Source organism: Lysinibacillus sp. UGB7 (genome assembly GCF_049058285.1).
In the GTDB taxonomy this organism is placed as follows: Bacteria; Bacillota; Bacilli; order Bacillales_A; family Planococcaceae; genus Lysinibacillus; species Lysinibacillus sphaericus_B.
In genome coordinates this window covers 1-23568 of the sequence record NZ_JBMGUV010000034.1, presented here as the reverse complement: position 1 = coordinate 23568, position 23568 = coordinate 1, and the positions used below count along the sequence as shown (strand labels likewise).

20 protein-coding genes are annotated in these 23568 nt (G+C 38.0%); 5 read left to right on the top strand and 15 right to left on the bottom strand.

Going from position 1 to position 23568, the window contains the following annotated elements:
- Window positions 1-97 precede the first annotated feature (97 nt).
- From ACOMCU_RS22755 to ACOMCU_RS22715, 9 genes are all read right to left on the bottom strand, one after another.
- Complete coding sequence (locus ACOMCU_RS22755; protein WP_010859387.1) at window positions 98-1564, bottom strand: AMP-binding protein; 1467 nt, start codon at window positions 1562-1564, stop codon at window positions 98-100.
- A gap of 18 nt (window positions 1565-1582) precedes the next feature.
- Window positions 1583-2314: a 3-oxoacyl-ACP reductase FabG gene (fabG, locus tag ACOMCU_RS22750; protein WP_421051508.1), complete on the bottom strand. Its 732-nt coding sequence runs from the start codon at window positions 2312-2314 to the stop codon at window positions 1583-1585.
- Window positions 2298-3209 carry an alpha/beta fold hydrolase gene (locus tag ACOMCU_RS22745; protein WP_421051507.1) on the bottom strand — a complete coding sequence of 304 codons (912 nt, stop codon included), beginning with the start codon at window positions 3207-3209 and terminating at the stop codon, window positions 2298-2300. Before ACOMCU_RS22745 ends, fabG begins: the two co-directional genes overlap by 17 nt.
- 12 nt (window positions 3210-3221) lie before the next feature.
- Window positions 3222-4226 (bottom strand): 3-oxoacyl-ACP synthase, encoded by a 1005-nt coding sequence (locus ACOMCU_RS22740; protein WP_421051506.1) that lies wholly within the window; start codon window positions 4224-4226, stop codon window positions 3222-3224.
- Entirely contained in the window at window positions 4223-5236 is a 1014-nt protein-coding gene (locus ACOMCU_RS22735; RefSeq protein WP_421051505.1) for a branched-chain amino acid ABC transporter permease, read from the bottom strand. The genes ACOMCU_RS22740 and ACOMCU_RS22735 overlap by 4 nt, the downstream gene beginning before the upstream one ends.
- On the bottom strand, window positions 5233-6105 hold the full coding sequence (locus ACOMCU_RS22730) for a branched-chain amino acid ABC transporter permease (protein ID WP_421051503.1): 873 nt from the start codon (window positions 6103-6105) through the stop codon (window positions 5233-5235). The genes ACOMCU_RS22735 and ACOMCU_RS22730 overlap by 4 nt, the downstream gene beginning before the upstream one ends.
- Window positions 6106-6119: 14 nt before the next feature.
- The gene (locus ACOMCU_RS22725; protein WP_421051502.1) at window positions 6120-6827 is read right to left on the bottom strand and encodes an ABC transporter ATP-binding protein; all 708 of its coding nucleotides are present in this window, start codon (window positions 6825-6827) and stop codon (window positions 6120-6122) included.
- Window positions 6802-7578 (bottom strand): ABC transporter ATP-binding protein, encoded by a 777-nt coding sequence (locus ACOMCU_RS22720; RefSeq protein WP_421051501.1) that lies wholly within the window; start codon window positions 7576-7578, stop codon window positions 6802-6804. The genes ACOMCU_RS22725 and ACOMCU_RS22720 overlap by 26 nt, the downstream gene beginning before the upstream one ends.
- 101 nt (window positions 7579-7679) lie before the next feature.
- A complete protein-coding gene (locus ACOMCU_RS22715) occupies window positions 7680-8879 on the bottom strand; it encodes a substrate-binding domain-containing protein (RefSeq protein WP_421051528.1) in 1200 nt (399 codons plus the stop codon).
- 344 nt (window positions 8880-9223) lie between these two features.
- Between ACOMCU_RS22715 and ACOMCU_RS22710 the strand changes: the two genes are divergently transcribed.
- The gene (locus ACOMCU_RS22710) at window positions 9224-9775 is read left to right on the top strand and encodes a sigma-70 family RNA polymerase sigma factor (protein ID WP_421051499.1); all 552 of its coding nucleotides are present in this window, start codon (window positions 9224-9226) and stop codon (window positions 9773-9775) included.
- A complete protein-coding gene (locus ACOMCU_RS22705; RefSeq protein WP_421051498.1) occupies window positions 9772-10782 on the top strand; it encodes a DUF4179 domain-containing protein in 1011 nt (336 codons plus the stop codon). Before ACOMCU_RS22710 ends, ACOMCU_RS22705 begins: the two co-directional genes overlap by 4 nt.
- A 55-nt stretch (window positions 10783-10837) precedes the next feature.
- Here the strand turns inward: ACOMCU_RS22705 and ACOMCU_RS22700 are convergent, their stop codons facing one another.
- Together ACOMCU_RS22700 and ACOMCU_RS22695 are read right to left on the bottom strand one after the other, a co-directional pair.
- The gene (locus ACOMCU_RS22700) at window positions 10838-14026 is read right to left on the bottom strand and encodes a BTAD domain-containing putative transcriptional regulator (RefSeq protein WP_421051497.1); all 3189 of its coding nucleotides are present in this window, start codon (window positions 14024-14026) and stop codon (window positions 10838-10840) included.
- A 313-nt stretch (window positions 14027-14339) separates the two neighbouring features.
- Window positions 14340-15320, bottom strand: a complete 981-nt coding sequence (locus tag ACOMCU_RS22695; protein ID WP_010859399.1) for a diaminopimelate dehydrogenase — start codon at window positions 15318-15320, stop codon at window positions 14340-14342.
- Between the two features lie 282 nt (window positions 15321-15602).
- Between ACOMCU_RS22695 and ACOMCU_RS22690 the strand changes: the two genes are divergently transcribed.
- Complete coding sequence (locus ACOMCU_RS22690) at window positions 15603-15923, top strand: hypothetical protein (RefSeq protein WP_421051496.1); 321 nt, start codon at window positions 15603-15605, stop codon at window positions 15921-15923.
- 183 nt (window positions 15924-16106) lie between these two features.
- Here ACOMCU_RS22690 and ACOMCU_RS22685 read toward each other — a convergent pair whose 3' ends face one another.
- Together ACOMCU_RS22685 and yeiL are read right to left on the bottom strand one after the other, a co-directional pair.
- Window positions 16107-17327, bottom strand: a complete 1221-nt coding sequence (locus ACOMCU_RS22685) for a DUF418 domain-containing protein (protein ID WP_421051495.1) — start codon at window positions 17325-17327, stop codon at window positions 16107-16109.
- A 389-nt stretch (window positions 17328-17716) separates the two neighbouring features.
- A complete protein-coding gene (gene yeiL, locus ACOMCU_RS22680) occupies window positions 17717-18382 on the bottom strand; it encodes a transcriptional regulator YeiL (RefSeq protein WP_010859401.1) in 666 nt (221 codons plus the stop codon).
- A 97-nt stretch (window positions 18383-18479) separates the two neighbouring features.
- Between yeiL and ACOMCU_RS22675 the strand changes: the two genes are divergently transcribed.
- Window positions 18480-19631, top strand: coding sequence for an MFS transporter (locus ACOMCU_RS22675; protein ID WP_421051494.1), 1152 nt, complete (start codon window positions 18480-18482; stop codon window positions 19629-19631).
- A 54-nt stretch (window positions 19632-19685) separates the two neighbouring features.
- Here the strand turns inward: ACOMCU_RS22675 and ACOMCU_RS22670 are convergent, their stop codons facing one another.
- Window positions 19686-20861, bottom strand: coding sequence for an oxalate decarboxylase family bicupin (locus ACOMCU_RS22670; protein WP_421051527.1), 1176 nt, complete (start codon window positions 20859-20861; stop codon window positions 19686-19688).
- Window positions 20862-21253: 392 nt separating this feature from the next.
- Window positions 21254-22711: a PLP-dependent aminotransferase family protein gene (locus tag ACOMCU_RS22665; RefSeq protein WP_421051493.1), complete on the bottom strand. Its 1458-nt coding sequence runs from the start codon at window positions 22709-22711 to the stop codon at window positions 21254-21256.
- A 379-nt stretch (window positions 22712-23090) separates the two neighbouring features.
- Here ACOMCU_RS22665 and ACOMCU_RS22660 point away from each other — a divergent pair, with 379 nt between their 5' ends.
- Complete coding sequence (locus tag ACOMCU_RS22660) at window positions 23091-23516, top strand: hypothetical protein (RefSeq protein WP_421051492.1); 426 nt, start codon at window positions 23091-23093, stop codon at window positions 23514-23516.
- The last annotated feature ends 52 nt before the right edge of the window (window positions 23517-23568 follow it).

Here is a 23568-nt window from a genome sequence, read left to right as displayed (position 1 = left end):
GTCTTCTATCTATATTCTTGATGATGAAGACATTTTCCTTTTTACCCCTCAACATATAAATTTTACTGAGCGATTAAAAGTTCGTATGGTGCTCGACTTAAGAAATTGTAAGGTATAATTGCAATGCTTTTTTATCAATTTTGCCAACAATCGTTTTTGGTAGCTCCTCTATGAAAATAATTTTTTTAGGCATTTTATAGCGCCCTAAAGATTCCTTACAAAGTGCTGTTATTTCTTGTGAAATAACAGCTGTTTTATGGCTACACACTATAAATGCCGTGACGATTTCTCCCCAATAATCGTCTGGTGCCCCAATAACTGCAACTTCTTTGACTAACTGGTGCCGTAAAATACATTGCTCTACTTCTTGTGGGTAGACATTTTCACCACCACTAATAATCATTTCTTTAAGCCTACCAACAATATAGAAATCCCCATCCTCATCCATCTTTGCTAAATCGCCAGTCTTTAACCAGCCATTGTCAATGGTTTTCTCCGTTTCAAGTGGATTATTCCAATAAAACTCAAACATATGCTTCCCTCTGATGAACAACTCTCCTACTTCATTTGGTACACAGCTTTTTCCCGTTGTATTGACAATTTTAGTGTCATTGAACTGCATGCTTTTACCAACTGCCCCCTTTTTTCGATAGGCATCTTCGCGTGAAATATAAAAATTATTCGGCCCTGCTTCCGTTAATCCGTATCCTTCTTTGAAGAATAATCCCTTCTTAAAGAAAGCATCGTATATGGGATGTGGACATGGGGCCCCTCCCGATAAAAACACATTGACAGTTGGAAAATGAGTTTCTTGAAAATACGTAGTCGTAATCATTGCCTGATACATTGTTGGGACAAAAAGAGAAATGGTCGTTTTATATTGATTGATAGCAATCAGCGCGTTTTCTGCCTCAAATTTATCACCTATAACCACTGTACCACCCGCCATGAGTAAAGGGATACATAAGGCATTTATGCCACCAGTATGAAACATCGGCATATAATTCAAAGTACAATCATCTTCACGCAGTCCCCAGCTAATAATCGTATTAATAGCATTCCAATTAACTGAATTGAATGAAAGGACGACCCCTTTCGCTTTTCCCGTTGTACCACCTGTGTAGATCATGAGCCACGGAGCATTCATATCCATTTGCGTAACACTAGGAGAAGCGGCCGGTTCAATCCTTTGTTGGATGGACTGTCTATTTTCACATGTCAGTGGACAGGAAATACCCTCATCGTAAAGAAGTAAGGAAGGCGTGGCATCAGCCATAATTTGATTTAATTCTTCCAGGCTCAAACGCCAATTTAACGGTACATAAATCAGTCCCCTTAACCCACAGGCAAATAATATGGCAAAGAGGACAATGTTATTGCGCGCAAAAATAGCTACTCGACTTCCTTGTTGCAAATTTTGACGTTCAAAGAAATGACTCCATTTTGCAATTTCAGTTGTTAACTGTTGATAGGTCCATTGTTCGTTCGTTTCTAAGTTGATCAATGCTAATCGAGTAGGAGTTAAGGAAGCGCGTTTTACTATCCAAGCTTGCTCCATAAACATGTTGAACGCCCTCCTCTATCACATCATAATGGCGCCATCCACATGAAGCGTGTGGCCATGTACATAGGATGCCTCATCAGATGCTAAAAATAGATAGGCATTGGCAATATCTCGTGGGGTACCTAATCGTTGTAACGGCACGATAGAGCGCATTTGTTCAAGAATTTTTTCTGGCATTTTCTTTACCATTTCAGTTTCTGTAAAGCCAGGTGCAACTGCGTTGACATTGATGCCTTTTCGCCCTAGCTCCTTGGCCCAAGTTTTGGTCATACCGATAATAGCTGCCTTCGTTGCGGCATAGTTTGTTTGACCAATATTGCCGTATATCCCACTAACAGAAGACGTATTGATAATTTTGCCATGACCGGCTGCAATCATATGCGGGATGACTTCTTGTGTACAATGAAAAACTCCTGACAAGTTGACATCAAGCACCTGTTGAAACTGATCTTCCGTCATTTTAATGAGCATAGCATCGCGTGTTATTCCTGCATTATTGACTAAAATATCAATTCGACCAGCTTGCTCTATCACAGCTGCGACTAATCTTTTAACACTTTCCTTATCAGCGACATTTGTTTGCACAAAGGTTGCTTGATTACCAAGTTTATCTGCTGCTAGAGCACCCGTTTTTTCATCAAAATCAGCTATAAAAACGCTCGCCCCCTCTTCTATAAAACGTTCTGCAGCAGCATAACCTATCCCATTGGCCGCACCCGTAATAATGGCCACTTTATTGTTTAAGCGCATAATTCTTTCCTCCAATTTCTAAAAAGGTTTCTATTTTCGATATAAGCTGGGGCAAATCATCAATTAATGGCGAATGCCCGCAATTTTCTAAACATATAAATTCCGCACATTGGCCTAAATCTTGCATGATTTCATCATTCATTTGCTCTGTTATCACGTAATCACGATCTCCCCTTAACACGAGCGTCGGAATATCAATTTGCTGGGCTTCATGCGTCCCTTTTGCCACCTCATGATCAAAGGCACTTATATTGAACATGTTCAATGCATGGTACACTTCCGCAAGGTTTCGTTGACTAAGCATATCCGCTACATATGCCTCATACTGTGCTGTGTCAGGCTGTAGATGTGTGTAAATCAAAGCGTTCCAAATCGACTGTAAGCCTTCCACATTATTCGTATCATAGAGACCTTGTACTAATTTCGTTTTAGACGAATCAACGAGTACCTCCTGGTAAGTGGATGCTCTTTTTAAGGATGCTTGATTGCCTGTACCTAAATCACTATAAAATGGATACCCTCTCGTGGAAGCTGAGGCCAGTAAAATGAGTCGCTGGCAATAGCCAGGATAATTTGCAACAAATTGCATACTTACAGCCCCACCTGTGGACCAGCCAATCATGTCAAACTGTGTCAATTGGATTGCCTCAACAAAAAGCCTCACATCTTCGCTAAAATCTTTGATAGAAGTGATTGCTTGACGATAAGACGAACCACCAAATCCCCGTAAATCCATTGCATAAATGGTGTATTTAGTATCTAAAGACGCGATTAGTACATCCCAATGCTTAGAAGAGGTCATATTGCCATGAATCAGCAATAAAACATGTGATCCACCAGCACGTTTTCGATATGAAATGGATTCCCCATTCAATAGTTGAACTGTTTGTAGCATTGCTCTTCCTCCCTATCCCCAACGAATTGTAATTGCTCCCCATACATAGCCAATGCCTGCACTGACTAATGTTACAGTGTCCCCGTCCTGAATACGCCCTTGCTCTAATGCAAGCTGTAGCGATAAGATTTGATCGATTTGCCCGATATGTCCATAATCTTGTAAATAGATTGATTGGTCTTCCTGTAATCCGAGCGCTGAAAGGATGTAATCATGGGCAGATTTCTTCATATGAAGCATTGCTAAATAGTTAATATCTTCTTCGCTACGTTCACTTTTCGCTAAAGACGACCGAATTACCTTTAAAAAATTACTTAATGATTTTTGCTCAAGGCGTTCCTTCATGCCGACTGGATCTAAAACGTCTAATTGATAGTGATTATTTTTTAAATCTTCTGGTGTCAGTGGCTTCTTAGTGCCACCGACTGGCACAACGACATCCTCTGAAAAAGAACCATCTGTCATAATATCCGCCTCTAATAAATGATTCTTTTCATAGTTTTTTTGCAAAACAATTGCCCCGCCGCCAGCTGCTAAATTATACATAAAGCGTGTTCTCGGATTTGTATAATCTATAAAGTCAACATTGCGGTAGCCACCTGCAAGCAGAACCGTGTGTATGGAGTCATCCGATTCCATTAAGCTCTTTGCTAGTTTAAGTGCCATAATGGTCGTGCCACATCTTAGCTGAACATCGAATGCCCAAGCATTTACTGCACCAAGTTCCTCTTGCATTTTTATGGAAGCCGTCCACAGAGGATATTCTTTATGCTCTTCCCCCATATACATCACTACATCAATGGATTTTGGTTCAATATTGGCCTTTTGTAATGCCTGTTGTGCAGCCCATATGCCCATTTGTACGGTATGATCGTGTTTCCCAGGAATCGGCTTTTCGTGAATGCCCATTTTCTGCCGAATAATTTCTTCCGGAATACTAGAAAGTACCGCAATTTCTGATGATGTCATTTTCGTTTGAGGAATATAGATTCCTGTGCTAACAATACCTACAGTCATTCAAATCGCTCCTTTTTATGTGGAAGGGCAGCTGGTGGCTTTCTTCTTTCTTTTTGTCTCGAACGCCATTTCCAAAACATGATACGTATAGAGCCAATGATACCTTTCGGGAAAAAGAGTACTGCTAAAATATACAGTATCCCAAAGAAAATAATCCAACGTTCAAATATTGGATAGTCACGTGCCAACCCTGATAACGCATGCTGTGCATACTCAATAACTGCCGCTCCGAGTAATGGTCCTACTAATGTGCCCACGCCTCCGATAATTGTCATTAATAATGCATCCAGTGTAATATCCATCGTCATTACACTTGTATTAACAAAGCGCAGTGATAGTGAATATAATGATCCAGCTAAGCTTGCCACGATACCTGCCACTACAGAAGCAATCACCTTATAGTGTAAGGTGTTGAAGCCTAAAGATTTTGTTCGTTGTTCGTTCTCACGAACAGCAATTAAAATCCGTCCTGTTGGCGAATTTACAAAGCGATACAGTGCTATAAAAATTACCACTAAACACGCTAAAACAAAGAAATAAAACGCGATGCGATCTTTAAAAATGTCAGGAGCTCTAAAAGTAAAGCCATCATTGCCATACGTAACTGAACGCCATTTTTCTGCAACGACTAAAAATAAGCCAGAAAAAGCTAATGTGAGCATGGCAAAAAAGTGACTTTTTAAACGTAGCGTCAGTAATCCGACGAGGAAGCTGATGATGCCCGCAAAAAACATCCCAGCCACAATGGACAAAAAGAACATTGCCAGCGTTGCATCTAGTTGTTTCAGCATGACAGCCGTTGTATATGCGCCTATTCCAAAAAACATCGCATGACCAAAGGACACGATGCCTGTATAGCCTAGTAAAATATCGTAGCTCATTGCTAAAATACCAAAGATAAAGATTTGCGTTAATAAAATAATGAGTGTCCGTGAATCATTGACGAAAGGGAGAATGACGAGGCTAGATAGAATCAGTAAAAAACTTACATGTTTCAAAGGTATTTTCATGTCGATCTCTCCTTTCTCATCGTAAATAAACCTTGTGGACGGAATATTAACACAATGGCCATTAATATCATGTTGACCGCAAGCGATAAAACAGGCACATAATACGCCATAAAGCTACCAGCTAGACCAACTAAAATGGCTGCAAGTAGAGAACCAGAGAAACTCCCCATTCCCCCAATCACTACAACAATAAAGCCTAATATGGCATATTCCATGCCCATCTCTGCATAAATTACCCCTGAATAGGGTGCCATTAACATGCCGCTCAGTGCTGCAAGTGCCGCTCCAACCATGAAGACATATAAAAATACTTGCTTTATATGAATACCAAGTGCCTGTGCCATTTCCTTATCTTGTACACCTGCGCGAACAATCAGCCCAATCTTAGTACGTTTCAGCATATACTGGAAAATGCCGAAGATCACAAATCCTACTACAGTGATAAATAATCGATATTTAATAATAATGACGTCGCCAATTTCCCAACTGCCCGCTAAAAAGCTTGGTGTCTTCACTGGCACACCATTTGGTCCGAAAACAACCTTTATCATTTCTTGTAGAACAAGCATTAACCCTAATGTAATTAAAATTTGCTGAATATGATTGCCATAGACTGGTGTAATGATTAACTTCTCTGTTACAAGACCTAAAAGAGCACCTGTACCAATGGCCCCTAAAATGCCAATTAAAAAACTTTCCGTGTACATATACGTAAATATCCCTGCATAGGCACCCCACACAAATAACCCACCATGTGCAAAGTTCAATACGTCCATTAAGCCAAAAATTAACGTAAGTCCAGCCGCAAGTAAAAAGATTAACATGCCTGTCGCCAAGCCGTTAATAATCAAATTCACCATTAATTCCAATGAAAACACCTCCTTTATCCAATTCCTAAATATTTACGTTTCAGTTCTTCGTTATGGACAAGATCTTCCATTTTGCCCGCATGCACAGTCCTGCCATCGTCAATCAATGTATACGTATCGCCTATACGGCTAGCCATGATGAAGTTTTGCTCTACAAGAACAATGGATGTTTGCTTCTTCATTTCAACGATGGCCTCCATTACTTTCTCTACAACAATCGGAGCTAATCCCTTTGATGGCTCATCAATCAAAATCAATTTACTATCATTTATAAAGGCCCTTGCCATTGACAGCATTTGCTTTTGACCACCAGAAAGATGACCGCCAGCCTTTTTCCAAAATTTTTTTAAATCCGGAAACAGTTCAAGCACATAATTTTGTCGTTCTAGGGTTGCTGTATCCTCTTTACGCATGGCCACCTTCATATTTTCTTCAACAGTTAAATTCGCAAAAATCCCTTGATTTTCTGGTACATAGCCAATGCCTAGTTTGGCAACTTTGTAAGTAGGGTTCTTCCTTATAGATTGCGCTCGAAATTCCACCTCTCCTTTAGAGGCCGGCGTTAAGCCCATAATGGTTTTTAGGGTAGTCGTTTTTCCAGCGCCATTACGACCGAGAAGCACACTAACCTGCCCCTCTATTGCTTCAAAATTGATACCCTGTAAAATATGGTACTGACCGATGTGCGTATGGACGTCATTTAACTTCAGTAAGGTGTTCATCGTACAGCCCTCCTAAATAAGCATTTTGTACGGTTTCGTTTTGCATGATTTCATCGGGTGTTCCATCTGCAAGGAGCTGGCCATTAAATAACACCATAATGGAATCTGACAAATCTAATATCATATCCATCTTGTGTTCGATGAGCAGAATGGTTTTATCGCCCTTATTTTTTATCGTACGAATAACCTCTAAAATGGCAGGGACTTCTTCTAAAGACATGCCTGCTGTAGGTTCATCAAGTAGTAGAATTTCAGTATCCAATGCGAGCAACATGGCGATTTCAAGCTTTCTTTTTTCACCGTGCGACAACATTGTTGTGAGCGCCTCTCTTTTGTTATCGAGTAAAACAAGCGTTAAAAGTTCTTCTGCTTTTTCTGTAATAGCTTGATAACTTTTATAATGACGAAACAATTGATAGCGTATTTTTTCTTTTGATTGCACAGCTAATCGGACATTTTCTAATACCGTCAAATTTGGAAAAACGTTAGTAATTTGAAACGACCGCCCCAGTCCCATGCGTGTTCTGGCAATGGATGATTTTTGAGAAAGTGATTGTCCTTTAAAAAACACATCTCCTGCAGTCGGCTTCAACTCCCCGCTGATTAAGTTAAAAAAGGTTGTTTTACCCGCACCATTTGGACCAATTATCGATTTCAAATGTTTTTCTGGCATATTAAAATTCACATGATCAACGGCAGTATGCCCGCCGAAACGTATCGTTAAGTTTTCTGTTCTTAAAATAGGTTCCATCGTAAATCTCCTTTCAGGTACTTCTATCTCTCTTCAGCCACTCTTGCATGAAAATAGCTGAAGAGAGACAGAATCGGTTGGTCATTCTGTCTCAAATTGAACTAATTTAATACGGGTGGAGCTGTTTCTTCAGGGCTAAGCTCACGAATCAGCACCGGCACTGGATAATCTACACCATCTTGTTTTTCTAAACGAATGGAATACATGGATTGCAGGGCTTGATGATCTTCTTCTCGGAATGTCATTGTGCCTTTTGGTGTTTCAAATGACATGCCTTCCATAATCGTAATCAGTTTTTTAGCATCAGCATCACCTTCTGATTTTTTTAAGGCCTCTACGATAGAAATCGCAGCTGACATGCCACCTGGGGTAAATAAATCAGGCACTTCATTAAAGCGATTTTGATGTTCCTCTACTAGCCATTTATTCACATCATTTTGCGGTAATGTATGATAATAAACAGAGAATCCTTCCATGCCAATTAACGGATTCATAAATTGCAGTGCAATAATATCGGGGGCACCAGTAGAAATTTTAATGCCCTTATCTTGAATCTTTAAATCGGCAATTTGATTCCACGGAGAGTTTGCCCCCGCCCAGACAACAAATAAATAATCGGGCTTTGCATCAATTACTTTTTGTAGATTCGATGTAAAATCTGTGGCTGCTGGATCTGCATATTCCTCTAAGATAATTTCTGCACCTAGAGCTTCTGCAGCTGTTTTAAATGCCGTTACTCCGTCCCACCCAAACGAATAATCAGGCGCAAACGTTGCGATTTTAACGTCTTTACCAGCAATTGCTGCCGCTGCTGCATAGGCATCCTGAGAGGAGTTTCGTCCTGTGCGGAAAATATACTCATTAAATTCTGAACCTGTAATACTATCAGCAACTGCAGGCTCAACAACCATAATTTTTTCGTATTCCTCCGCAAGTGGCAGTACCGCTAACGTATCACCAGAGCTTGAAGAACCTACTAAGAAATCTACTTTGTCATCTTCTAAAAGTTTGGTAGCCTTCTGTACAGCGACCTCAGGTTTTGTTTCGGTATCCTCATAAACGATTTCGATTTTCTTACCATTTACCTTCATAGTGCCATCCGTAGCGTATTCTATGCCCAAGTCAAAGCCACGCTGTGTTTGCTTCCCATACGATTCAAGTGCACCTGTTAACGAGGCAAGTACACCGATTTTAATCGTGCCACCTTCGCCTGACGCATTCGTTTCTTGTCCTTCATCAGGAGACGCACTGTCTGAGCCATTATCCTTCGTATCTTCCCCCCCACATGCCACGATCATCATTGTCAAAACGAGTAAGAACAACGTAAGCCAATACTTTTTCACAATCAAACCCCCTTTTCATAAAAATTTAACGAAAGCGCTTTCGTAGCTATGCCCTAACTATACAAAAGTCCAGTTACAAATTAGTTACAAAAAATGAGTTGCCCCAGATTTGGGCAACTCATTTTTCTGCGCGTAGCGTAACGGCAGCGACCAAATTTTCTGTAGCGAAAACGAAATAGCAGCCACAAAATAGCAGTCTTAAAGGAACATCATTACAATAAAAAGAAAAACTTTCCTTTTTTGCACGAGTGTTCCAATAAAAATTCGTTATAGTATGTATAACAGTCAAAGGAAGTGACAAAATGAAAGACTTTATCGAGCGCCTACAACGGCAAGATGAAAGTGCACTTCGATATGTGGTAGAGCACTATCTAGGTTATGTGAAAGCAATTACATTAAAAATTTTGGAAAAGCCCTCCGATTACATGTTGGTCGAAGAATGTGTGAATGATGTATTTCTATTAGTTTGGCAAAAAAGTAACTATTTTATAGGAGAAGATGCGGATTTTAAGAGATGGATTGGGATGATAGCTAAATACAAAGCGATTGATATTTATCGTAAAATGCAAAAATCACATGCTACACTACCTATGGAAAATGTACCGCCCCTAATAGCTACAAATAATATCGAAAAACAACTAGAAAAATCCTATGAAAAAGAACTACTTCTTCTTGAAATCATGCAACTTACACAATCAGATAGAGAATTATTCTTAATGAAATATTATTTAGATTACACAAATGGTGAAATAGCAGAAATCTTACATATTTCAAAATCTGCAGTAGAGAATCGTTTGTATAGAGGAAAGAAAAAGCTTGCTAAAAATCTAAAATTAAGGGAGTGTTTGACTTGAAAAATGAAAAAGATTTCTTGCAAATTGACATAGAAGAAATTACGTCTATTGAGGTTGCCAAGGAAGAAAAGCAAGCTGTGATTAGGCATATTTTACAAAAGCCAATAAAGGTATTTAGGCTACCTAAATGGGTTGTAGCTGCACTGATTGCAATTGGCATTAGCTCAGTCGGAATTATGAGTATATCGACAGTAGCATCAAAATTACCAATTGTTGAACAGTTCCTTTCTTACTTTTCAAAAGACGAACAACTCTCACGTTTTGCTGACAACTCGAGTATTGTTGCAACAACATCAGTGAGTAATGGGATAACTATGAAAGTAGAAGATGCCCTATATGATGGGAATTTGGTTTCTCTCAGTTTTTCGTTAGAATCGGAGCAACCATTGGATAATCTACTTTTCATGGAGAATCTTCCTAAATTAGCAGGACATGAAGATGGAAGTGATGGTGGATTCAAATTTAAAAAAATAAATGAGGATACTTATATTGGTTTTTTAACAATAACGTTGAATAACACTATACCATCTCCTTCTTCTATTGAATTAACTTGGGAGCCTGGCAGTTTCTTAGATATTAATCGAAATACGCTTGCTTCTGGAGATTGGAATTTCTCTATTGAACTAAATAAAATTCAAGGAAATGAATTAACTGTAAATCAAACAATATCGTTAAACCCGCATGAATTAGTCATTGATTACCTTTCCTTTACAAAATATGCAACCGTGATTTACTTTAGCGGTGACCTTGATTTTGCCACTGAAATCGTAACCTTAGACATTACAGACAACCTCGGAAACCACTATGAGGAAGCTCCAACTACAACAATGAAAGTAACAGATAAATATTCTACAGGAACTGTGGTAATAAACGATTTCAATTCTAGTGCCACGTCAATATTTATTACACCAACTATTCATACAACGGGCGTAAAGTGGGAGAAAATCGAAAAAAAACAACTAGAAACAGTCGAAATTCACTTAAATGAATATAATTCCCAGAAGTGAAAACAACACCTCAAGCGCTATGGCGCTCGGGGTGTTGTACCTTACTAATTGTAGGCTAACCCATGATTAAATCATAAACGGCCATTGTCGATTCCATTGGTGTTGCGTTCAGCTCTTTTTGAAGTTGCTGTACACATTTTTCATACCATTTTAACGCGAGGGAGCGGTTTTGCAATTGGTAGTGACTATACATCAAAAGTCGATAGCCTTCTTCCCACAGTGCATCCTCACGAATCATTTTTTCTGCATAGTAAACCGATTGCTTAAAGTTTTGTTGTCTTGTGGCATTTTGCGCTAATCTTTCGAGTACTTCAATGTATAAAGTCTGCAACTTCTCTCGATCTTGCGTCAGCCAATCTACTTGTTTTTTTTCCACATAAAGCGAATCAGTATAACTCGACTCCGCAAGTTGCAACCATTCATTCGAATATTGTGGATCAAATTCTTCCAGTCCTAACGCAAAATAAAAAAGAAAACGTTCCACATCGATTTGCAAAAAACGAATATGCTGCAATTGATACATATTATTTTTTCGATGAATAAAAAAACTTTCCTGGCGTGCATTTCTATTTGGTTCAAGAACCTTTAATAGTGTATTTAAGACAACTTTAAAATCACGATCAAGTGTATCGACTAATCGTTCTGGCCACAACGTTTGGGCAATCTCTTCCTTGGGAATATACCGATAACGATGACAATATAAATAGACGAAAAGCTCCTTGGCTTTTTCCCGTTGCCATTCTTTGTCCTCAAGTTGCCGATGATTGCGGATTAAATTTAAATTTCCAAAAAGATTTACTTGGATTTCATGTGCTGGATAAGCCATTGTGACCTCCACTTGGAAATAGTTGCGCATCGTTTGAATCGCTATGTTTTCACTTGCACAGGTATAGCTATATTGTAAAAGCTCATAAAAAATGATGGCATTCGACGGTCCTAAAATGGTTCTACGTTGAAAAAAGTATTCATAGCCATTGTCGATACATTGGCTGGCAAATTGATTAAAATAAGCGATAAAGAGTTGTGCATTATTCTCTTTGAAAGCAATAACCGATTGGTAGAATAAAACATGCATGTCCCCGTTTTGATCGCCACAGACCTGAAATAACCGCTGTGCCTTCAATAATAGTTGCTTTGCCTCATCAAATTCATTTTGCGAAAGAATTATTTTCACTTCAGCAAGTAAAATAAGGGCAGTCATCCAAGCATCATGTACTTGCTCCGTTTCCTGCAAGCCTAATGCCAAATATTTTTTGGCGGATACAATATCCCCTTGTGCATGTTTGACAATGGCAAGCCCCATATACGGTTCAGCCTTAACACGAGAAATATTCATCCTATTCATTAGCGAAATAGCTTTGTCATAAGCGTGACATGCGCCTTCATAGTCTGGGAATTCTACTATTAACAAAGCATGTGCCTTACGAATATAGCCAACAGCTTCTATAAAAACTGATTTTTCACGGACTCCCCTTCGAATTCCTTGCTGGGCAGCGTACCATGCTTCTTTCCCTTGTCCTAGTAGTGCATAAACAAAGGATGCTAGCAATTCGCTTTCCCTGTGCGTCGATAGCAATTGTGGGGGTAGTTCCAGTCTTTTCGTCAGCAAATTTTTGGCATCAAATAATTGACCAGTTCTTAACAATATACGTACATCAACATTTGCCCGTTGCACAACGCTTTCGTTTAAAGTCACTTTTTCAATAAATTGTTTTGCCTCTTTTGCTTTTCCTAAATTCACAAGATTTTCAGCATACTGTCGTTGAAGTTCTAAGCGTTCTTCTGTACTTAGTAAATTGTCATGCACTAACGCTAATGCCTGTTTCAAATACGGTTCGGCTAACGCTGGCTGAATCGTATCAAGGTAAATATGTGCTAATCCTGCTTGTGCTTTCGTCATAAAGAGGACATCATTTGCACTTTTGGCGATGCTTGTACACATTTCATAGGCATGCTTTGCCTTTTCATAATATGCACGATAGCGATGACATTCCCCTTCAAAATAATACAATTTGTAAAATTTCATTTTCTCATTTGACGAAAAACGATTGATCTTTTCTAATAGCCACTCAAATTGACCAGCTTGTACTAGACTATCAGCATAGTTTTGTAATAATTCTCCACAAAAATCTGGATCATTCGTTTTAAATGCATGATGTAGAATCGCCTGAACGTTTTTCTTATTTACATAATACAAAGCCGCTTTTTTATGTAAAATAGTATATTGTGTAGCGTTTTGTTGCCATTTCATTTCTAAAAATCGACTAAATAAAGAGTGGAATCGATATAATCCATTACTAGCTATTGGTTGAATAAATAAATGCTTATGGACGAATTGTTCTAGTGCTTCTGCTACTTCTATGTTATAAAATTGAGCGATTAATGGCTCTGAGAACGTAGGGAAAATCGCAAATTGCAGTAATGCTTCTTGCTCAAATTTACTCATCTTCAAAAAAACTTCTTCTGATAAATAGGAGAACAAATCATTTGTGTGACTGTTTAGCCAGTGGTCAAGCACCTCACTATGCCATTGCTCGGCCAATAATGAAATACTGATAGCCCAACCTTCTGTAATTTCGATTACTTTTGAAGTCTCTTCCTCCGATAAGTGAACATTTACATAATCTTCAAAAAAAACAGTGACTTCTTCGGCAGAAAAGGCTAAATCTGTTTCAGCAATAATCAACAATTGCATTTGCAACTTCATTTTTCTAATGATATCCCAATTCGGTAAAGCTCTAGAGGCAATAATGAAATGGATGTTAGGTGGTGAAAATTCAATTATTTTTTCCATTACATAGTTAATATGAAATTCATGATCCACTAAATGGTAATCGTCAATAACAATTACAAAGGGCTCTTCTGTCTCACATAAACAATTAACGAAAAGTTTATACCAACGATCTAATTCTTCTATTTTTGGAAAGCGTGATAGCTGATCCCATGTATCGAACCCTATTCCAAAATGGGGAATGACTCGTTGAAGACTATGAAACAAATATCTTAGAAATGGGAGGATATTATCGTCCTCTTCGGAAGCGCAATACCAAGAAAATCTAGTGGTTTCCGTGTGGAGAAATTGTGTGAGAATCGTGGTTTTCCCATATCCTGCGCCACTATGGATAAATGTACATGTCAGGTCAAAACTTTTTTTTAGCTTTTTCATTAGCAAAGCTCGACTAATACAATGATTTGAAGGCTTTGGTGGAATACATTTCGACTGAATAATAATATCTGTTGTCATTAAATGATAACCTCCCCATTTTACTGACGATTAGTAGGTTACTGAACGGAGCTCCTAGTTACATCTCAATTCCAAACATAATATAGTTAAATTATTGACAGTTTACCATATATTATATGTGATATTACAGAATTCAACCCTACAGCAATATAAAAGGAGACATCTCCATATCTTAGAGATATCTCCTGCTAAGAGCGATAAGCCCCCATAAATTATTTAAACATCAACAACAAATAACGTGTTCAATGAAAAATTGTTAAACTTCAAAAAACCCCAATTATCATTAATTGATAATCGGGATTTTGACCATAAATTAGAGCAAACCTTTGCGTAACTCCGCAGCTGATTTTGGTGATAACAGACCGAAAGGAATATCAAATACTGTTTTAGCACCTTTGTCGCCAGCTTGGCTTAAACGATGTGCTGCACGAGCATAAGCTACAAGCACACTCGATGTGAAGTTTGGATTACTTTCAAGTTTTAATGAGAATTCAAGAATTTGTTTATCGTTTGCACCACTATCACCACTGCGAATAACGAAACCGCCGTGTGGCATACCAGTGTGGTTCGCTTTGAATTCCTCTTCGGTAATGAAGTTTACTGTTGTGTTGTACTCGTCAAAGTAGTTTGGCATTGTCACAATTTCTTGCTCCACTTTTGCTGCATCTGCCCCTTCTTCTAGAACAACCCAACATTCACGTGCATGTTTTTCACGTGTCGTTAACTCAGGGTTTTCGCCATTGCGAACACGTTCTACCGCATCTTTAATTGGCAACGTATATTGCACTGCATTTTTTACGCCCTCAATACGACGCACTGCATCTGAGTGTCCTTGGCTTAAACCATCACCCCAGAATGTATAAGTTGTGCCTACCGGCAATACTGCCTCTCCAAGTATACGATTTAATGAGAACAAACCTGGATCCCAGCCCACTGAAATTACTGATATTTTACCAGATTTTTGAGCTACAGCATCAACTGCTTCGAAAAACTCAGGAATTTTCGCATGAGTATCAAAGCTGTCAATTGTATTAAACCATTGTGCAAAGTGAGGTCCTTGCTCTGGTAAATCAGTTGCAGAGCCACCACATAAAATCATTACATCAATGTCTTGTTGGAATTTTTCAGCATCATCTACTAAATATACGCTTGCGTTACTAGCAACGCTTACTGTTGAAGGGTCACGACGAGTGAATACAGCTACTAATTCCATATCTGGATTTTGTGAAATTGCGTATTCCACACCGCGTCCTAAATTTCCATAACCTACAATACCTACTCGAATTGCACTCATTAAAATTCCTCCTCACGTTAACGTGACTTTGTGAAAATTTTCACGTTAAATCTAATTACAATAATACTGTGTGTTAGAAAAATTCACAATAGTTTGAGTATGTGTTTTTCTTCGTAATCTATATAAGTTTTGTATAATTTCAATACGTCAACGGCATGAATACGGTTACATATACAAAACGTCAAAAACGAACCATTAAGTTTTCGTAAAAGCCTTGTAAATGAAGACTTTTTCCATGGCAGGTCTTGTACAATAAAACTAACGACAAAGGGGGCATGTTGAATGAAAAGTACGGGTCACTCACCAAGCACAGCATTGGCACAAGAGGAACTATTTGCATTCCAGAATGCACATAAATCTGCTGAAGCTCATAGTGCCAACAGTAATTTAATTCCAGATGAGGTAAAACACCAAAGATATTCACCCTACAAACACCTATGTATTGGGATTTTACCTTTTGACGTTATGCAAGAAACCCTAGACATCTCCATCAAAAAACACAAGGTCAATGCGATTGACTACTACCATAGTGGCAAGGAAATTGCACGCTGGTTCATTAAAAAAAGTGAATATAACAAGCCTCGTCCAGACTTCTTTATTTGAAGTCTGTCATAATGAATTTAACCTTTTTATTGCGCTTCTGCATCCTCGATATGCATCCTATCATGATTGAATTATTTATTCGGTGTTTGAATTTTTACAAATGATATGTGCTCCCAATTGATGCACTTTTGTCGATGTAGGTATGGAATCTCTCTTTTTCCACTTTGAAACCTAGTTAATAAATTATTTTTTTATGCCTAAATAAGTGATGGATCTCCAAACATATTCTAATGGTCCAAAGCGAAATTTCGATAGCCATAATTTACTCATAATTATTTGGAGCGCAAAAATGCCAATGGCGATGATGATGGCTGTTGTTAAATGTAGCTTCCCGTATACGCCCAATGCAAACGGCCCAAATAAAAATGTACAAATGATAGATTGACCAATATAGTTTGTAAATGCCATTCTTCCTGGGAACGCTAACCACTGTAAAACTTTCTTTCCTTTAACCGTGTGATAGATAAAGATTAAGCTAATAGCATAAGAGATGGTCAGAAGTGGTGAGCTAATATATTGAATTAGTTGAGCAGCTGATGAATTTTCTAAAAAGAAAGGTAGTATCCAGCTTAACGTTCCACCAAAAATCAATGTCAATAACCAAGTAATGAAAAAGCCTTTTCGATATTCTTCAAAACGATGAATCCATTTTTTCTTCGCAATAGCTGACCCGAATAAAAACATTAGTAAGAACGGAAGATTTGTCAATAAATAAAATATAGGGTTACCTAAATAAAGGACGTACAACCCATTACGCATTGTATAAAAAGTTCTTTCCATAAAATTTGCATCCATTAATTCTTGAATGCCTCCATTTTGATGGGCCTCTATCGTAGCTTGCGTGAGCTGACGATTTTCCTCTGACATTGTCATGGTCATCGTAGAATCGGAGGTTAGCGCTCCTAATGTTAATAGTCCGAAAAATAAGCAATATAAAGTAATGCTAATGATTAACATGGCATTAGATTTTAACTTATGCATGGCAAGGAGTAATAATCCTAAAATTGCGTAGTCTGTTAAAATATCTCCGAACCAAATGAAATAGGCATGGATACAACCGAAAATAAATAAAGCAAAAAGTCGTCGAGAATATATTCCCCAGAAGTTTAATTGCTTTGCAGCTGCTCTTTCCTGCATGATAACCATTCCAAAACCGAACAGCATGGAAAAGAGCATGACAAATTTCCCATCGACAAACATAGAAAGAAGAGTTTTGACGGTGTAATCAGCTTGATTCCAAAAAGAAGTCCATTCATTTTTAAAACTTGGATCTTCTTGCATGTAGACAGGATAAAGGAACCAAACAATATTTGCTAGTATGATTCCGAATAATGCGAAACCCCTTAATATATCGAGTGTTTCTATCCGCTCTTTGGCAGAAATGGGTGAAAGCTTTTGTTTCATATATATTCATCCTTTTGATTGTTATTTAGTTTCTTCAACAACTTGGTTATTGCTGATAAAACTTTACTAATAAAACTTTAAATTATAATTATCAAGATTTTATAAGGAAAACTAAAATATTATAATTTTATAAAATATTTCCTTAGAAAAATTTCATCTTTCTTTATGTATTTATGTAGAACTAGAAAAAATAAAGTGCTTGTCTTTAAGTTGGACATCCATTTTAGTCCTTAAGACCCGTTGTTTCAACGACTTCTAATGACCTCGATGTTAAGCCTCTTTAAAAAACTATCAAAAAGGAACTAAAATAATAGACAACGATACTTATGACGAGATGATAGAACCTATTGGAATATCTAACAGGATAAATGGCGCAGCATCCTCCATCTTTATTGAATCTCCTGCGCCAATTGGTTAAGGCGTTGCACATCGATAATGTGGTAGCCATTCTTTTGCTTTTCAAGGATGTTTTCTTCACAAAATTGGGCGAGGACATATAATAAATGGCGATAGGAAACGCCTAAATATTCGCAGATTTCCGTATGCTTTTCTTTATAGATACCTTGATCTGATGATAATTGGATAAAGGCAGCTAGACGGTTTTCCAGTGGATATGCCTGATTTTGTGTGTATTTCGAAGTCATAGTAGTGGCTTTTTCTCCTAAAAATACACATAATCTGCGTAAAAAAAGTGCATCGGCGAGTAGCCTTTCTTTACATGGCTGTGTTGCAATTGATAGACAAACTGTTTTTGTCACCGTTTGAATCCCCTTTGTATATCTAGCCTCATTGAGCAATTCTATTTCCCCCATAAACCGTGGTGCTTCTAAATATTCAATGAGCGATACTTTTCCATTCTTATGCGTCATATAGAGCTTTGTTTTCCCCTCGATCATGTAATACATCGTATCTGGGTATGATCCTTCTTGAAAAATCCATTCCCCTTTATCGAATTGACGGACTTCTAAAAATGGATAGATGTTGAAAGAGAAAAAATCATTAATCGGATAATTATCTATATAATATTGGCGTATTTCCCCTGTCAGTATTTGCATCTTTTTATTCTCTCCTATTCAAAATATGAGATATCTCACATTATTGTAACGACTATCGTGCTATCATTCAACATAGTTAATGGAGGTACATAATTTTATGAACAATCAACGATGGCTTTCTCAAAATTTCTTTACATTTTTTATTACGTGGGGTATTTTCTTACCTTATTGGACAGGTTGGCTGGTGGACGCCAAACAACTAACGGTCTCTCAGGCAAGCGTTGTGATGGGCTGTGGTCTTTTAGCAAGGGCCACTTCTAACCTCTTTTTCTTCCCAACGCTAGCAAAATATGTACACAACAAAAGACTTATTACGATTTTAGCAGTTGGGGCTTTGATGACAACATTACTTTACATACCGAGTACAAGTTTCATCATGCTCCTTGTCGTGACAATATTATTTAGTGTCTTTTACCCTGCTCTTTTACCTGCCGTTGAAAGTAGCGCAGCAACACTTGTGCAGCATGGCAATGTCCACTATGGAAAAAGCCGCTCCTATGGTTCAGTTGGATTCGTTATAGCGGTGTTAATTATCAGTATGTTAACTGGTGTCCTTGGTAAAAACGTAATCTTTTGGAGCATGATTATCGGTCTTATTGGTATGCTGTTGATGCAGCAATTAGCGACACCGAAGGAATTACTCGTTGTACCTACAAAAGAACAGCGTGCAAAATCATTATCGATGAAAACATTATGGCAGATTAAAGGCTTCCCTATTGTGTTATTCATTGTCATTTTACTACAAGGCGCACATGCCTCGTATTACAGCTATGGCTATATCTATTTAGAGGATCTGCAGGTTGATCCATTCTATATGGGGATAATTATTAACATCGCCGTGATTTGTGAAATCTTATATTTTATGAAGGCTGATACATTATTTACAAAATGGCGTCCTTCCTCATTATTACTGTTAGCAGCAAGTGGGTCTTCCTTACGCTGGTTACTTATTTATTTGTTCCCAAATGTTTGGGTGTTTATCGCCTCTCAAACCTTGCATGCTTTATCGTTTGCACTGGCACATTTTGCCTTTATCGGTTATTTAACCAAAACATTACCAAAGGAACAAATTCCAAATGCACAGGGACTCTATTCTGCATTAGCAATGGGGTTAAGTACCGCAATCCTGACGTTTTTAGGTGGCTATTTATATGAAATTTCGCCGGGACTATCCTTTGCAGCCATGCTTATTTGTACCGTTCCAGCAATCGGTATCTTGCTGGTGACTAGAAATAACTATAAATTTTAAAAAAATAAGCAGGTGGGAAAGACTATTTGTCTTCTTCCACCTGCTTTGTTATGTTCACCTAGGATAATAAGAAAATCCAGGATATTTTACAACCGGCCATTTTTCCTTTCTTAAAACGTTGAGGAGTTCAGGACCTACACATAAGTTGCGTTGTACTAGCTCAGATGGGGTTAAAGCCATCCATTGATTTAATGACACATCTTGAAAACGATCACTTTTAAATATTTCAAGGAACCATAATGTTTCTGTTCCCGTGTTCTCAATGTAATGACCATTTGCAAATGGCACATATCCTACATCACCTGCACGATAATCAAATGTTCGAGCAGCACCGTTAGCTGCAAACACCGTCATGCGTCCTTTTCCTTTTAGATAATATTGCCATTCATCATTATTTGGGTGCCAATGCATTTCTCGCATTGCGCCAGGTTCAACCTCAACAAGAGCTGCAGCGATATTTTGTGAAATGGGAAAGTTTGAGGAATCTACAATTCTTACACTACCACCCGGTGTTTTCATAGGAGCTTGGGCAAGCAGTCGATGTTTGAAGTTTCGAGGGACTTTACCATAAGGTGATTGAACTTCCTGCGTTTCGATTGGTCCTGGTACCCTGTCTTGATAAATATATACCTGTTCAGTAGGGATATGATTAAAAGCGTTTATCGGAACGCCAAAATTTGATGAAAGCACGTCTTTGGGCGTATGAGCAAACCAATCGGATATAGAAAATGTATTAAGATCTGAGAAATTCCCATCGTCAAACACAAGCAGAAATTCACACCCGTCTTCGAGACCCTGAATGGAATGAGGAATTCCTGGTGGAAAATACCATAAATCACCGGGCCCGACATCAGCAATAAAATTGTGACCATTTTGATCTACCGCTGTTATTCGAGCATGACCAAGTAACATATAAGACCACTCTGCTTGTTGATGCCAATGAAGTTCCCGTACGCCACCAGGTGTCAAGCTCATATTGACACCTGCCAATGTTGTGGCAATAGGAAGTTCACGAACGGTAATTTCTCGGGACCAACCACCTTTATTTAATGTCATATGGGTATCGGAATATGAGAATCTAAGATTTGGAATAAGTCCAGCATCTGTTTTAGGAGGGACTAGCATATCAGGATTTTGCATATCTCTCATAATATCTCTAGGTCCTTTATCCACACCCCCAGTACCATCATCACGAATGGGCTGTGGAATGTAATAATAGCCTTGTGGCATTTTCTCCAATGATTCACCTCTTTTTAAAAAATTAATTTACTGCTTTTAGCAGCAAACATAGTCGTTGTGTATTTAAGAATACTCATTTTAAAATGTATGGAAACGACAGGTGAATTATTCTATTACTTTAATGGCAAGCAATTTGTTGTGGCATACTAGCGGGCAAGTAGCCGCTATTGTTGTGTAATAAATTTAGATTGCGCCCTTGATTTGGAAGAATACAACTGAAGCGCATGTTCAAAAAGATGAATCAATAGATGCTTGTTTTTTCAACTCTTTTTTAACTAAAACTCTTGTCATGTATTGCAGAGATTTTGGTGTTAAACAAATTTCTGTTGCGATTAATCCATTATGATTTAACCAAAAATCTAATGAGCCATTTTCTAAAAAAGTTATTTCTCTAGGTTTTGTTTTTTATGTTTTACAATCGCTTCATCCACAGTTTCATGTAATATTTGTAAGCCGCTTTTTAATTCTTCGTCTGTTGCATAGGCATACGATAAGCGAATGTGTTGGGTATCTTGTGGATTGTAAATGTAGCCTGGATTTATTAGGACTAGTCGATGTAATAGCTTGGTAAATAACTCTTTATCAACGATTGGTGCATGAAACTTTAGCCAAATATAGAAGCCTCCCTTTGGCTTATTCCATTCAGCAATATCACCAAATTTCTCCATTAAAATAGCCTCTACTAAATCTGCTCTTTGTTGTAATTTTTGGCGTAAGCTCACGATATACTGTTCATACTTTCCAGATTGTAGCCAATGCAACACAATTTCTTGTGAGATGGCACTTGAACCATAATCTGTTTGCATTTTTATATCCGCTAACCGTTCAATGACGGTTGTTGGTCCTATTAACCAGCCAATGCGTAGTCCTGGACTTAATGTTTTCGATACACTGCCAATGTAAAGTACTTGCCCACTATCATCTATTGATTTTATTGGAGGCGTTACTTCACGAAAGAGCAATTCATGATAAACGTCATCTTCAATAATGGGAATACGAGACTGTTTACATGCTTCATATAGGTGCTTTTTTTCTCGTGTCGTCCAAACTCTGCCAGTAGGATTATTTAACGTTGGCACGGCATAAAATACAGCCTGTCTTTTTCTTTTCTTTTGCGCCAATGTTTGAGTAAGCTGTTCATCACGATCGATAGCCATCATCTGCATACCTACAGATTGAAATGGATGAACTGAATTTAAGTAAGATGTTTTTTCCTGAAACACTATTGAACCCTGTTCAAGCAGGCCAACCGCAATAAGCTGCAATGCTTGTAGTGCACCCGAAACGATACAAACATTGTGTGGTTGTGCATGTATACCTCTTTTTTCAACATAATCGCAAACAGCTTTTCGCAGTCTATCGTTGCCTTGGGGCGATGAGTAGCCTAAAGTTTTAGGCTTTAAGGAAAGCGCCTTCAATGACGCTTCAATTTCAGCAGTGGGCAATAAACTCGGTGCTAACTCCCCAGTGCCTAACCGTATAATATCATCGCGTTGTTCGTATTCATTGATTATTTGAATGGTATGATAATTCGGCTTATGAAGGCTTGTATCAATATAACTTTGCCAATTTGGTTGGGTTTGTTTAATCAATGAATGCCAGGAATCATGTGAGACATATATTCCTGAGCCCACCTTCGCCTCCAGTATTCCAGCTGACTTTAACTCCTCTAATGCTTGCTGAATTGTACTTCGATTTACACCAAATTGCATGGCAAGTTGCCGCTGTGTTGGCAGCTTTGTGCCAGCAACCCAATCGCCTCGCTCAATATGTTCTGTAATCCATGTCGAAATTTGTTGTTGTAACGTCAGCTCTCCCTGTCTTGTTGGTTGCCAGCTCATGTAGTCACCTCTTAAATTGGTTGGGTAAAAAACCATCCAATTGGTCGTTTTCTTTTAGTTATAGCACAACCTTTTGGATTTTACACAAAACACTTATACACCAACGGTTCAATCTTATTTCCCAACTACACTTGTGTAGTGTTTTGTGTAGCATACCACCCGTAAAAAGGTGGTATTTCTCTATTATAGATAAGAATAAGACCACACATCACAGAGTGGTCTTATTATGGATTATTTAATTAAAACACCTCGTTAGTTCAATAAGCTTTAGCTACTAAATAGTTTAAAGTTTAGAGAAGTGAATACATTAAACATTCTCTTTTTATGTACATTAGGTAATAAATATCCTAAAATGGTAAAAGAAAGGAAGTGTTTATATATGAAAAAATTATTATATTTAGGGGCATTATCAGCAATACTACTTACAGCTTGCGAAGAAGAAAAACCAGCCACAGAACCTACAGAAGTTGAAACAGGGTTGGTGACAACTGAATCAACACAAGAAGAATTAAACGCAAAAATGAAAAGTGAAGCAATTGAATTAGATATTGTTGCTGTTAACGAAAATAAAGTTAAAGCTGATACTAAAGTTTTTGCTAAAGGCATAGTATCTGGATTAGTAACGGAAAAAAGTGTTGATTTTGAATTTGTACTTACTACAGAAGGTGAAGAGACTGGTATGTACGGCATTGAAAATTACGCGTTAACTGACACAAAATATGGTGCTGAAATTACAGTTTACGGTACATATAATGGCATGAATAATTTGGGTATTCCTACTATCACAGCAACTTTAGTAGAATAAATTAATTCACTCATCCTAATAGCTTTTTATTTACAATATTACTTCTTTTAGT